The organism is Bacillus sp. 9.4 (assembly GCF_055486415.1).
Window position 1 is genome coordinate 136,393 of the sequence record NZ_JBVFMU010000001.1, and the last position, 12,205, is coordinate 148,597.

19 protein-coding genes are annotated in these 12,205 nt (G+C 39.0%); 3 read left to right on the forward strand and 16 right to left on the reverse strand.

What is annotated here, in order from left to right:
• Positions 1–2: 2 nt before the first annotated feature.
• The 6 genes from ACZ07B_RS00770 to cgeC form a co-directional block, all read right to left on the reverse strand.
• Positions 3–1,337 (reverse strand): aspartate aminotransferase family protein, encoded by a 1,335-nt coding sequence (locus tag ACZ07B_RS00770; protein WP_129137697.1) that lies wholly within the window; start codon positions 1,335–1,337, stop codon positions 3–5.
• Positions 1,318–1,473 carry a hypothetical protein gene (locus ACZ07B_RS00775; RefSeq protein ID WP_015714119.1) on the reverse strand — a complete coding sequence of 52 codons (156 nt, stop codon included), beginning with the start codon at positions 1,471–1,473 and terminating at the stop codon, positions 1,318–1,320. The genes ACZ07B_RS00770 and ACZ07B_RS00775 overlap by 20 nt, the downstream gene beginning before the upstream one ends.
• Entirely contained in the window at positions 1,467–1,616 is a 150-nt protein-coding gene (locus ACZ07B_RS00780) for a YjcZ family sporulation protein (protein ID WP_015251877.1), read from the reverse strand. Before ACZ07B_RS00780 ends, ACZ07B_RS00775 begins: the two co-directional genes overlap by 7 nt.
• A 43-nt stretch (positions 1,617–1,659) precedes the next feature.
• On the reverse strand, positions 1,660–2,439 hold the full coding sequence (cgeE, locus tag ACZ07B_RS00785; protein ID WP_015383898.1) for a spore maturation N-acetyltransferase CgeE: 780 nt from the start codon (positions 2,437–2,439) through the stop codon (positions 1,660–1,662).
• Positions 2,440–2,467: 28 nt separating this feature from the next.
• Positions 2,468–3,748 (reverse strand): spore maturation glycosyltransferase CgeD, encoded by a 1,281-nt coding sequence (gene cgeD / locus ACZ07B_RS00790; protein ID WP_124058296.1) that lies wholly within the window; start codon positions 3,746–3,748, stop codon positions 2,468–2,470.
• A 64-nt stretch (positions 3,749–3,812) separates the two neighbouring features.
• Entirely contained in the window at positions 3,813–4,118 is a 306-nt protein-coding gene (gene cgeC / locus ACZ07B_RS00795; RefSeq protein ID WP_464876758.1) for a spore maturation protein CgeC, read from the reverse strand.
• A 204-nt stretch (positions 4,119–4,322) separates the two neighbouring features.
• Between cgeC and cgeA the strand changes: the two genes are divergently transcribed.
• Together cgeA and cgeB are read left to right on the forward strand one after the other, a co-directional pair.
• Entirely contained in the window at positions 4,323–4,724 is a 402-nt protein-coding gene (cgeA, locus tag ACZ07B_RS00800; protein WP_003230824.1) for a spore crust protein CgeA, read from the forward strand.
• Between the two features lie 6 nt (positions 4,725–4,730).
• Positions 4,731–5,684 (forward strand): spore maturation protein CgeB, encoded by a 954-nt coding sequence (gene cgeB / locus ACZ07B_RS00805; RefSeq protein WP_042976310.1) that lies wholly within the window; start codon positions 4,731–4,733, stop codon positions 5,682–5,684.
• Between the two features lie 70 nt (positions 5,685–5,754).
• Here cgeB and ACZ07B_RS00810 read toward each other — a convergent pair whose 3' ends face one another.
• Positions 5,755–6,903, reverse strand: coding sequence for a phytase (locus ACZ07B_RS00810; protein WP_464876759.1), 1,149 nt, complete (start codon positions 6,901–6,903; stop codon positions 5,755–5,757).
• A gap of 365 nt (positions 6,904–7,268) precedes the next feature.
• Between ACZ07B_RS00810 and ACZ07B_RS00815 the strand changes: the two genes are divergently transcribed.
• Positions 7,269–7,736 carry an SDR family NAD(P)-dependent oxidoreductase gene (locus ACZ07B_RS00815; protein WP_464876760.1) on the forward strand — a complete coding sequence of 156 codons (468 nt, stop codon included), beginning with the start codon at positions 7,269–7,271 and terminating at the stop codon, positions 7,734–7,736.
• On the opposite strand, the gene ACZ07B_RS00820 is transcribed toward ACZ07B_RS00815, so the two are convergent.
• The 9 genes from ACZ07B_RS00820 to ACZ07B_RS00860 all read right to left on the reverse strand — a co-directional run bounded on the left by ACZ07B_RS00820 (position 7,728) and on the right by ACZ07B_RS00860 (position 12,173).
• A complete protein-coding gene (locus ACZ07B_RS00820) occupies positions 7,728–7,898 on the reverse strand; it encodes a hypothetical protein (RefSeq protein WP_464876761.1) in 171 nt (56 codons plus the stop codon). The two genes, ACZ07B_RS00815 and ACZ07B_RS00820, sit on opposite strands and share 9 nt — an antisense overlap.
• Positions 7,888–8,490 carry a hypothetical protein gene (locus tag ACZ07B_RS00825; RefSeq protein ID WP_464876762.1) on the reverse strand — a complete coding sequence of 201 codons (603 nt, stop codon included), beginning with the start codon at positions 8,488–8,490 and terminating at the stop codon, positions 7,888–7,890. Before ACZ07B_RS00825 ends, ACZ07B_RS00820 begins: the two co-directional genes overlap by 11 nt.
• 372 nt (positions 8,491–8,862) lie before the next feature.
• A complete protein-coding gene (locus ACZ07B_RS00830) occupies positions 8,863–9,297 on the reverse strand; it encodes a hypothetical protein (RefSeq protein ID WP_464876763.1) in 435 nt (144 codons plus the stop codon).
• Positions 9,294–9,467 carry a hypothetical protein gene (locus tag ACZ07B_RS00835; protein ID WP_464876764.1) on the reverse strand — a complete coding sequence of 58 codons (174 nt, stop codon included), beginning with the start codon at positions 9,465–9,467 and terminating at the stop codon, positions 9,294–9,296. Before ACZ07B_RS00835 ends, ACZ07B_RS00830 begins: the two co-directional genes overlap by 4 nt.
• On the reverse strand, positions 9,468–10,016 hold the full coding sequence (locus ACZ07B_RS00840) for a hypothetical protein (protein ID WP_464876765.1): 549 nt from the start codon (positions 10,014–10,016) through the stop codon (positions 9,468–9,470).
• Positions 9,997–10,419 (reverse strand): hypothetical protein, encoded by a 423-nt coding sequence (locus tag ACZ07B_RS00845; protein WP_464876766.1) that lies wholly within the window; start codon positions 10,417–10,419, stop codon positions 9,997–9,999. Before ACZ07B_RS00845 ends, ACZ07B_RS00840 begins: the two co-directional genes overlap by 20 nt.
• A complete protein-coding gene (locus ACZ07B_RS00850) occupies positions 10,394–10,741 on the reverse strand; it encodes a hypothetical protein (RefSeq protein WP_464876767.1) in 348 nt (115 codons plus the stop codon). The genes ACZ07B_RS00845 and ACZ07B_RS00850 overlap by 26 nt, the downstream gene beginning before the upstream one ends.
• Before the next feature lie 357 nt (positions 10,742–11,098).
• Positions 11,099–11,302, reverse strand: coding sequence for a hypothetical protein (locus ACZ07B_RS00855; protein ID WP_166852021.1), 204 nt, complete (start codon positions 11,300–11,302; stop codon positions 11,099–11,101).
• Between the two features lie 43 nt (positions 11,303–11,345).
• Entirely contained in the window at positions 11,346–12,173 is an 828-nt protein-coding gene (locus ACZ07B_RS00860) for a metallophosphoesterase family protein (protein ID WP_464876768.1), read from the reverse strand.
• Positions 12,174–12,205: the final 32 nt, after the last annotated feature.

Consider the following 12,205-nt stretch of genomic DNA (forward strand, 5'->3'; position numbering starts at 1 on the left):
TGTCAATCCTTTTTTAAGTTTTTTTCGACCGCTGCAACTGTTTCTGAAAAAATAGAGATAAGCTCTTCCATTTCACCGTCTGAAATGGTAAAAGGAGGAGCAATAATGACAGCATCTCCTTCTCCACTGTCTATTCCAGCTTTGGAAGGATAAACAATCAGCCCGCGTTTTTTCGCCTCGCTGACAATAATCTGAGTTATCGCCTGCTCTGGCGGAAACACTTTCTTCGTTTTTTGGTCTGCTACAAATTCAACGCCTAATAGCAGTCCTTTTCCGCGCACATCACCTATAATGCCGCTTTGAGATGCCGCCTCATCAAGCTTCTTCTTCAGCACAGCGCCCTTTTTTTCTGATTGTTTGATCAAGCCGTGCTTTAACACATATCGCAAAACTTCAAGAGCAGCTTTGGCTGAATAGGGATGTGCACTATATGTGTGACCGCTCATAATCACACCTGACCCTTGTTTTATCGTTTCAATAATAGAATCAGATACGACGGCAGCAGCAATAGGCGCATACCCCGCACCGAGTCCCTTCCCCAGTACAGCAATATCAGGTACGGTGTCCCAATGCTCTGTCGCGAGCATCCTTCCTGTTCTCCCAAGCCCCGTCATCACTTCATCTGCAATAAAAAGCACATCGTGTGTGCGGCATACCTCACTTAATCTCTCATAATATCCCGGAGGCGGAGTAATCGCTGCTCCGGCAGCACCAATAATAGGCTCAGCCACAAAGCCGGCGATGAATTGGCTTCCGATTCTTTTGATCATAGTGTCCAGTTCATCAGCTGCAGTCTGAACAAAGTCTTCTTCTGTCTCGTGATTCAGCCGATAAATATGTGGAGCTGAGATAGCTGGATACCGCTCAATGAGATGGGTGAACCGGTATCTCCTTTCATAAAAACCAGACAATGAAAGCGCTCCCAAAGTTATTCCGTGGTAACTGCTCCATCGAGACAAAAAGATGGATTTTTGTGTTTGCTTTTTTTCCTGCCAATACTGAATGGCGATTTTCATAGCTGTTTCTATCGCTTCTGATCCGCTGTTGACAAAAAAAGACCAATTCACATCTCCGGGCAGCTCCTGTGCCAAGAGAGCGGCTAATTGCTCGGCGGGCTCACTCGTAAACTGTGAGCGGTAAGCAAAAGACACCTGATCAAGCTGTTCTTTCAGCTTCTCAGTCACATCACGAACTCCGTGGCCGATATTACATGTCACCGCACCTGACGAGCCGTCGAGATATTTTTTTCCGGTCTGATCATAAACATATGAACCCTTCGCATAACTGACAACCGGATAGGCCGAGCTAAGCTCTGGCTTAATCAAATAACTGCTCATGCTCCCACCTCAAAACCCCTTTTACCATATTGTATGAGTGTCCAAATGGCGGCATGACGTTCCCCGCAAAAACTTTTTCACATAAAAAGAGCCTTCCTAATAGGGAAGGCTCTTTTGGAATTTCAGCATCTAGCAAATAAAAGCGGCTCCAACAATAATTAATAAAATGAACAAGACAACAATTAACACAAATGTATTTGTCCCGCAGCCAAATCCGTAACCGTACCCAGAGTATCCATACATGCTGTTTTCATCCTTTCTTATCACGATATACGGCATTTTATGCGGGCCAAGTCCCAAATGGTTTGTGCAAACGCCTATTTCATGTAAGGAAATAATGAAATACAGTATGCACCCGCTCATATTTTTTAAACGTCAGCTTTTCGTAAAACTGAGTTGCACCGTCAGTGCTTGCAGCAACTAAGTAGGCTGCTTCCATTCCTAGTGATTTGGCGATGGACAGCATTTCTTTCACTAAGATACTGCCGTAGCCCTTCCTTTGAAACTGATCTAAAATTGCCACTTCTTCGATTTTAGCCGTTTTCTCTTGATGATCGATAAACAGCTCGCCGCACCCAATGGGAACTTTCTGTGCCTGGTCGCTGTAACAAACAACAAGAATGATTATACCTGCTTCATAGAAAGGATATTTTCTTTTTAATTTTTGTTCAGCGATTGCTTCTCCAATATAAATGGAATCGTAAATTTTCATAATAGAAGATCCGTCGCTAAGACTTTTCGCCGTCCCCCATGCGGTTAAAGGATGTCCCATCTGCCCCTTCCAGTCACTAAGCTTCATGTCATATAGTAGCTCATCCTCGACGACAAAACCGCTTTTTACAAGCGACTGCTTCAAACCGAGCGGAAAAACATGCTGCGGCGACGCTTTTAAATGGAGATAATTCGCATCAAGCAGCTTTGGTACGGATGGTAAAAAGTTAAGTAACCGCTCCAATGGAAACGTATCATGGAGCTGAACAAAGTTATGAGAAAAAATTTGCGGAAGCTGCGGATCTCTGTATACGCTGTAATGATCAAACGATGCCGATTCAGACGTTAACAATATATATTGATGTTCCGTTTTTGAATAATGTCCTGTCATGAACGTCTCCTTTTTATGACCTATACCTTTACTCTGTTGCAATATTCAATTTCTTTATAATCTCATCGTACACCGGATAAAACGGCTTTCCAATTGGAAATTGCTGAATATTTCGGAAAGAAGCGGAGATTGGCTTCTGGTGTAAAAAAAACTTCCTTGCTACTTGTTCACTAATCGGGTGAAAGACGCCGTTTAGAAACAAAAACGGCTCGCGTTCGATGAAAAACACCCGTCGGCCAGGCGGATTTTTGATCAATTCAGATCGTTTCCACGTAATCGGCGGCCCTTCCGGAAGCGTCTCCATCTCTTCTTTTCCAATTGTCACTATGTCTTTTCTTTGAAATTGATAAAATTGAAACGCATACTGGTCCACAATTCGCCTTTTTTTTCCGGCTTCGATATAAAATATTGCAGGATGATTAGCTTCCTTTACTAAAATATAATTCGGAATGTTTAAAATTTTGCCAATCCTATATTGGAATAAATATGGGTCTGGAACAGCGACAGTCCGATTTAGATACAAAAAACCCCACTTTTCTCCAACAGGATGCCTTACACCCTGATCAAAAAAATACACATATTGATCTGAACCTTTTACAAAAGAGCCGTCAATCAAATCGGCGGGCAGAAACCGATATGCATTTTGAAATGAATCTGGGGTTTTATAGGTTGTGTCTAATACTTCATTTATCGGCAGAAATGGGGTAAAGTTGTTGAGTCTCGCCCAAAAAATTGCGTCGCCATGATTCCAATGCTTCATATCATCATCCCAGTAGCCTCCAAATTTATGGTGGATGAGATTAAGTAACGAACGGCGATGCATAACTGAGCAATGATCAACTTGAAATGCGGCCTGATCAAGCACTGCATTGGCATTTCTGTAGAAATGTGAGATTTCCTCTCCCCTTTCGTTTACATGTACAACTTTTTGTTTTGAATAGACCGCCTGCGCTTCAGGCTTATGTGAAAACTCTTGCACCATACGGCTCAGCCGCTCAGGATGATAAACAGTGTCGTCAGTAAGATAGGAAATGTAATCGCCGTCTGCAAATGGGAGCGCACTGTTAATTAATGTGGCATAACGGGCTGTTTTTAATCGATCTGCAGGATGCACGAAACTGTTATGATATTGAATGCGCCGGTCATGGAGATACTTGTGAATCACCGCAGTTGTTTCTGCATTCGAATGATCATCCATGATAAAAAGCTCCCAAAGATCATGCGTTTGCTGTATCACGCTTTCGATCGCTTTTTGCAAATAATCGGGTTTGTTGTAACTTGTTAAAATAATAGACACTTTCTCTCCCATCTATACCGCCTCCCGCCGTCAAACATAAAAACGGCTCCGCAGCAAGCAGAGCCTCTGTCATCATTTAAAAAGCACCCCAGCTTACAACACTTGAGAGTGAAACATGAGATCTCGTGTTATGTAACGGGTTTTGGAAAATAACCAAATCAGTCAGAACTTCTTTTACGATTACATTTTGAAGTGTATCTCCGTTCATCAAATTGACTTTTGAAACCGGTACGCCCAGCTCTTTTGCAAAAACAAGCTGGCGTCTGAGGTCAGATGGATTTCCTTCAGAAGACGATTGACGTATAAGCAGAATCAGCAAAAGCAAAATAAAATGCAGATCATCTTGGTTTTCTTCTCGATCCACTTGTTTCTCTAAATCCAAATCATCCCTCTCCCTTATCCTTATCTCTGTTTCACAATATGTGCGACTTCGATTTATGGTATAGGCTATGTCCACTCCATTAAAAAATCAGCATTTTCCTTAAATAGATGAAAAATAGATCAGGTACGGCGTTCGACTCATACCAAATAACAGCCGGAAGAATATGAATAACGTGAGTTCACTATCGAATAGGAGGTGTGTGTAATGAGCTCTGAAAATGCACAGTTAAAAAAGGATTTAATTAAAGCCGTTTTAAGCCCTTTATTTCCAACTGCAACAGAAGGAGGAGAAAATATGGATAGTAATCTTAAAGCCTTGCTTGATGCTGCCATCGATCAAAAAGTAGATGAAAGTGAAACGGTTACGGCAGAATCTATTTTAGACCCTTCTCTTCCGGCAAGATGGATTTTTGCCAGAATTACGCCAGGCACGACAATCAGCATTGTGACTGATTCAGGTGACATGATCGGACCGGTTGTTTTCGTTGCTTTCGATCAAGTTCACGGTATCGTCTTTGTAACACAGGAAAGCTCCGTCACTCCGGCAGGCCAAGCTACAACATTAATTGATGTAGACAAAGTAGAAAGCGTTACGTTCTTTTCATAACATCCGATGAAAGTCTTGTATATCCAGTCGGGATACGGAGGAATATACAGTTATTTTGATCGCTGGGCTGAAGAATGTTTTCAGAACACTCATACAGAGTATATGATTGCAGATAAACCTGAAGCAGAATCTTTGATGAAGATCGAAGCGTTTCAGCCGGACTTCACACTTATGATGGTTGGAGACCGCGTTCCTCACGACTGGCTGACCTGGTTAAAGGGTAAGGATATCCCCGTGTATGTTTGGCTGACCGAAGACCCATTTTATATGGATATCAGCCTTCAGGTAATTAAGCTTGCTGACGCCATATTAACGATAGAACAAAATGCAGCTCTCTACTATCAAGAGCTCGGCTACCAGAACGTCTATTATGTTCCGATACCAGTTAACCATCGGCTGTTTAAAAAAATGGGCACCGAACATTCCTATCATTCAAATCTGTTAATCATCGGCTATCCTTACCCTAATCGGGTTCAGCTTATGAAAGAAGCGGTCCATCTGCCATTCACGGTTCGGGTAATCGGCAAGGAATGGGGAAAATATCTGCCTAAAAAAGTGCTCAAACAGCCGCATATTGATGTCGTCAGCACATGGGTTCCACCCGAACAGGCCGTTCATTATTATAATGGGGCAGACATCGTAATTAATGCGCATCGTCCCTATCATTTTGCTTTCAACCAAAATACTATGCACATCAAAAATGCCAGTTTTAATAACCGAACGTTTGATATCGCTGCATGCGAAGCATTTCAATTAACAGATTTACCCGCGGCGCATCCTTTTTCATCCTTTATTTCTTATCACGGCATGAACGACTTTAAGGAAAAAGCCGCTTTCTATATCAACCACCCTGAAGAACGGCAAAAAGCTGCAGCAGCCAATTATAAAGAGATCGTACCCGCATTTACGTTTGATGAGCTTCCTGCAAAACTAAAAGCGATTCATCTGGCGCTCTCATGAAAAATCGTTCATTGCTATGAACGATTTTTTTATTCATAGAAAAAAGCAGCCGCACAAGCTGCTTTCTTTTCTAGCCGTCAGAACGGTCTTTCAGCTTCCTCGGGTTCACCTGTTTATGAAGATCAGGCATTTCGCCGAGATGCTGTGCAATTTGTTCCCACGATACAATTTTGAAATTTTGATTGACGGCTTGTCCGTTATCGATATTTTCGCCATCCTGCGCCACAAAAATCCCGTACGGATATTTTGGGCCAAGTCCGAAACCGAGAACATCAATACCATCCGTGTCACTAGTACCGTCTATCTTCTCGCCATCTGTAATCTCAAAGTTGGCTACATAGCGATTTTTCCCCTGCCGTTCATACATTGCATAGCTGTTATTTCCTTGACTTGAAGCCATGAGATATCCTTTGCCATTTGGTGCATAATAGATTGTCAGTCCTTCAATATCAGCTGTCAAATGATCTCCTGTCGCACGGTCAACAACCTGCCCCTTTGATCCTCCGCCGGGCTCAGCGTTAAATTTCCAGATGGCCTCATCTTCCTCTGCTATGTATAGGTTTCCGTACTCATCATCCGCAACAAGGCCTTCGGTCTGAGAATTCAACTTAAATTCACGCACTTTTTTCCCTGTTACATAACCCTTTCCACCATCAACAATTTCATACTGCTCAAATTCCCCTTGTTTGCCTGTCACTAATGCGTAAAATGCTCCTGTTTTCTGGCTGTGATACAAGCTGAATCCATAAACCTCAGAAATATTGGTGGAAATAGGATGTTTCGGATCTGTAATGCTTTTCAATTTTCCTTTATCCCCATCTATTGCATATACTTCAATTGTATTTTTTCCTTCGGACCGGTTGGATGCGGCAGCAATATCAATTTTTTCGCCGTTCAATGGAAAATCATAGCGCAGATCGACATTATTGAGCTTGCCAAACTCATAAGTATGAAGCTGTTTTCCGTCTAAATCATACACGACGAGCCCCGACTTCTTATTTGTCGTAATCAGCTTGCTTTTTTCCGGGTGTTTTTCATGAACCCAAATGGCCGGGTCATCTGCTGCGTCATCGCCAGATGCGACCGGATCTGTCTCCGTGTGTGCAGTCACTTTGAAATGATGTTCCTCATTCACATAATGAGCCAACACCGAGGTTGCTGTCAGGCTAAGCAATAAACCCGCGGCAGTGCTTAGCAGCATTGTTTTTGAAACCTTCATTTGGTACCCTCCTCTTTTATCACTATCACTACTATTGTAAAATATATACAGGTGATTACCGTGAGGAAAATGAACCTTTTTTTATAGGGTTTCTGACTCATAAACAACTTTTCCCCAAAGAGGTACATGGACTTTGCCAGATTTCCTTTTGCGGAGCGAAATAAAAATATGTTGAATATTTAGTACATTGTTTATTTAGTTTTGTTGTTCCCTAGTTACGTCCGTTTTTCCATTATCTATTAAAAAAGAACACTTTGTGACATGATCATTCCCCTAAATTTTGTTTTATTGGTTGCTTTCATTAATTCGATTACAAAGTTGAACATATGATGCATGGTAGAGAAACGAGAGTTGGAGGATAAGCCATGCCTAAACAGCAAACAGCAGAACTAAAACCATTTTTCCATAACAAAACAGTTTTAGTCACTGGCGGAACGGGTTCAATCGGGAGTCAAATTGTCAAACGCCTTTTGCTGCTTACACCTAAACAGGTGATTGTATTCAGCAAAGACGACAGTAAACAGTATGTCATGAGCCAAAAGTATGCGGAGGATAAGCGGCTATTATTTGTACTCGGAGATATACGCGATCACAGAAGGGTGAATCAGGTGATGAAAGGCGTCGATATCGTCTTTCACGCGGCTGCGCTGAAACAGGTTCCGACATGTGAGGACCATCCATTTGAAGCGATCCAGACCAATCTCATCGGCGGACAAAATGTGGTGGAAGCTGCCCTTTCACACCGAGTGCAGCATGTCATTAATATCAGTACAGATAAAGCTGTTTTTAAAGATACTTACTACAATTTGATAAAAAAGAAAGGGCTATTCTGAACTTTTCAGAGCCCTTTCAAATAGTAATCTTGCAACTTCTTTATAAAACTGATCTAAGTTATCATCCTCAAATTTTTGATCAATAATTCTTATTGAGTAGTTCTTTCTGTGAATAACCTTAATTGTTTGCTTCTTCAGTTCTTCATATTCTTCATAAGGCATTTATCGTACCCCCGTTTTTTACAGGAGTATTATATGTATGTAATGGTTTGTCTCTTGACTGTTCTTTCTTAATTAATTCCCCGCAAAGTTTGTTTAGATAATATGTATAATTCACTTTCTTTTTCATCCAGCGTAATTCTGTACCGATCTCTTCACAAATTGCTATCGGGATACTGGATTTGTTAACTTTATTCTTATATGTATGTTCCAACTGTTTTTCGGCTATGTTTTTGTATTTCAAAAAATCATCAATATGTACGAAATAAACTTTGTTCTCAGGCTCTCTGAATTGAAACAGAAAGCCAGGGATTATATTTGGATATTGTGTTGCTTCCTTTAAATATTTAATCTGCTGCGGCTTTATAATCTTCTCGCTGAAGGAAATGGATTTGTTCTTTGTCGACTTAAGCTCAAAGGGGAACAAGTATCCGTTAAAATGCAAAAAACAGTCATATTTGTTTTTTGATACTGCTGCCCCCCTTTTCAAGAACATTGGATTAACATCTTTAATCCGGTAGAAGAACAACTTTTGATCTGCTGCAGATTTTTCAATGTTCGCTTCAAAAACTTTCCCTTGATTGTTTGCTCCCAATCAATCACTCTCCTAATCTATATTGAAGGTAAAATATGTATGTGTTAAAATTGGTCTTACATTTGTTAATTGAGGATAATAATCCAGAAAGGTTGATTAATATGAACCTTTATTTAGTTCCGGCGCTCGTTATTTCACTTTGTTTGAATGTGGTTTTATATATTCAATTAACAAAGAATAAAACTGCTGAATCCACTAAAATAAGATGGAAAGAAAGGATAGGACTTAACAATCCCTTAACCGCTTTGATTTGGGCTTTTCTTTGCATTTCAATAGTGTTAAGTCTCTTTGGCTTATTAGTTGGACTTTTCAATTCATAAACACCTTAACTTATCCACTAATTTTATTTTTATTCTAAATAAAAGACCGATTTTATTTAGATTTTAATTGCTTAACTTCATTTTCTAGCCATTCAACATATGAAATTTCTTGAGGGACTTTTGCATATTCATTTAATAAAGAATCTTCTTCTGTAAAATCAAACGCAATTTCTGTTCTTTCATTAATTGGTAAGTAAATAGTTTCAATTCCGTTTTTCGGATAAAAAGAAGTGTCAAACCATGTTAAAACACAATTCCCTTCATCATCTCTCCAATCATGACGCGCAACGCTTCGATTGTATGCTTCAAAAGGATTCAAATCTATTAAAAATCTAACGCTATCCTCATATTCTATAGAAGCTCCTATTATTTTTCCCATCATCATGGTATCGACTGATTCTTCAATCCATTCATACACATTATCATTAAATTTAATAATTGGTTTTTTACCTTCTGATACAAGTTCATATAGTTTAATCGTCTTCATTGAAACAACCCTCCCAAAATTACTCCTGCAGCTATAGCAACTATAAAGACAGAAACAAATTTCATTATTATAAAGAATTTGATATGCTTTGTTTCATCTTCAGTTAAGTTCAAATCTGATAAAGCGAATAAACCAAACATAATCAACAAAATCCAAGCTGTTACAATCATCTACTTAGAACCTCTTTCGACTGTGTAACCACTAGTAATGTCATTTAAGATCGTGCTGCTTGGGGACAGCTTTTCACTCTCAATATCTTTATTTTTAGTGTAATTAATGAAATCCTCGAACTGGATCAAATACACTCCGTAAGCTGAGTTATTCAATTTATCAATGGTATCGTCACTTGGTTTCAAAAACCAGGTGACGATACCTTGCCCGTACACTTCATAAATTTGAACAATCTCGTCCTTATACTCAAAATAAGCCAGCTTATTTTCAAATTCACATTCCTCATCAACTGGGTTTCCTACATGATTTGTCGCATATTCCATCATTGAAGTAAGCATGTAGCCTAATTCAACGTCCGAGAAACTTAGTTGAGGTTTAGGAGTTCCGTAATAAATATCAGCCTCATTTAGTGATCCCCTTTGATTAACTTCTTTAATGATCTCTTCGATAGCAGTATAGCCTTCATGAACGATGAAATCTCTTCGCATCTCGTCCCCTCGTTTATATTCCTCTAAAAAACTTGTTATCTTAAACTCTGTATTCTTCATTTAACTCCTCCTTACATAGGTCAATGTATTGTTGAAGACTGCTCACAAATGAAATTATGTAGCTTCTTATTTCCTCTGGATCTGCAAAGTCCATTTCGCTTTTTAGGATATACTCATCAAGTTCCAACATCGCAAGAAAACGATCATCTTTTGGCAAATTGTTAATGTCAATGCTCTTTAATTTAGGAATTCCATTATTTATAAACCATTCAACAAAAAGGTTATCCTTGCTTTGTCTTTTAGCCTGGGACAAAAAATCATAAATATCTTTAGAATTCTTTATATTGAAGTATATGTGCAAGCTCTCTTTTATAAGGTCAAACAGTCGCAGAAAACAACAGCTAATTTTAGACTCTGAACCAGTTCTATAATTTAAATCAAACCAGGTTAATTTGTTCTGCACTTAATCCCTCCTTGTACAAATCGATTATTTCTGGTATCCATTGAAAGAAAGTTATAATGCAACCTCTAGCATCAAAGGGGTATTCACAATCAATTTCAGCACTGGATATGTAGATTTCGTATTCAATGCTCGATATTAGTTTAGGATTATAGGGTAGCTCGACTTGTAAGTACCTCCTCAGATTAGGTAGCTGCTCATTGACATACTTCAAGAACTTCTTCTCATACTCAGGAACCTGTTCATATAGTTTGTTTACAAGTTCTTCAATTGTGTCTGCTTGCACTTTGTAGAGGTTCTCGATCAGTGTTTTGTTGATGTCCATTAGCCACTTAAAGCTTTTATGGTTTTCTGATTTCCAGTCAGAGTAACTCCCCACCACTCAAAGCATTTATCCATTGTTGGTTATCCTTCTTAGTCGTTCAACTTCAGTGATATAAAACTCTGCTTTATAAACTTTCGTCATACTCTCCTCCTAATTTTTAATCAACTTCATCTGGAAGGACAGGGAATCCATAATCTAGGCAATAACTATCAAAGTCAGTTTCCTTTTCATCGCCGCATTTCGCACATTCTTCAATCACAATTGACGAATTATAACAACAAACTTCATATTCGTGCTGGCACTCCATTTCTTCACCGCCATTCAAGTTGTTTCTATACTAATAAAATCAACATATTTTTAAACAGTCTGGCTCTTTTGTTCAGATTCCCCTGCAATCTTTACTGCTTTAGTTAGTTCATTACGATGCTCTTCTTCTTGTGCTAACTTCTTTCTTACCAAATTCATAAATTTGTTGAACTCACTTTGTCCCTGACTCCCCCACTTAAAGTCATTTAATAAGTGTGCATTTGTTCTTGACAAATAGTCATCTAATTTAACCACCGATACCCCTCATTTCTGAATAAAATTAGAATTTTAATTGAATCTAAATCTCAAATGTTTTTAGCTCAAACGTTTTATACGAATCTACTTCATCACCAGGTATCACATTGACACTCGGATAATTATCATAGTCATACGGGTATCCGATGCAATTCATGTGAAAACTCATTCCCTCTTTATCAAACTCAGCTTGTAAATGATCATGTCCACAAATCCAATGTTTTGCGTTAATGAATGGGACATCAACCATATAGCAGCTGTTTGGCTCAAACGGGGAATAAGGATTGTGAACAGGTGGAACATGAGAAACAAAAACATCAACTTGGGTGTTTTCAAGCGTTTCATACCAATCCATTGATTCTTTCCACATTGCTCTTACTCCATCTTCTTTGCTGTATCCATTAATGGAAATGTAATTAGAATCATTTGATACCCCTCTATAGAAATCCCATCCTTCAATTCCTTTTGGTAGGTACCACATAACATCTCCTGCAAAAACTTTACCTTTGTATGTATCAGTTGTCTTAATTAATGGTGTTACATTTTTCAAGTCAGCAGCTTTTTGAATTAGATCATTCAACCTGCCTAACGAGTCTGAGTATTTCCTTTTTTGGCTCTTGCTAAGTAAATAAAGATCATGATTACCATATGTAAAGTAAACCTTCTCGTATTGCTTTGCTGCCTCATCTAAAACCCATAAAGTTTGTTGATTCCATTCAGTAAAATCGCCGGCAATGACCAATACCTCCCCATTACCGTTTGAGATTAACCTATTTACAATTTCTCTTGTTCGCTTCTCCCACTTAATCTGATTTACATTCCAAGGAATCCAATGATTTATATGGAGATCTGAAACATAATCAATTTTCATTTTGTCTCCACCTTTCTTAATGAAAAATTTAT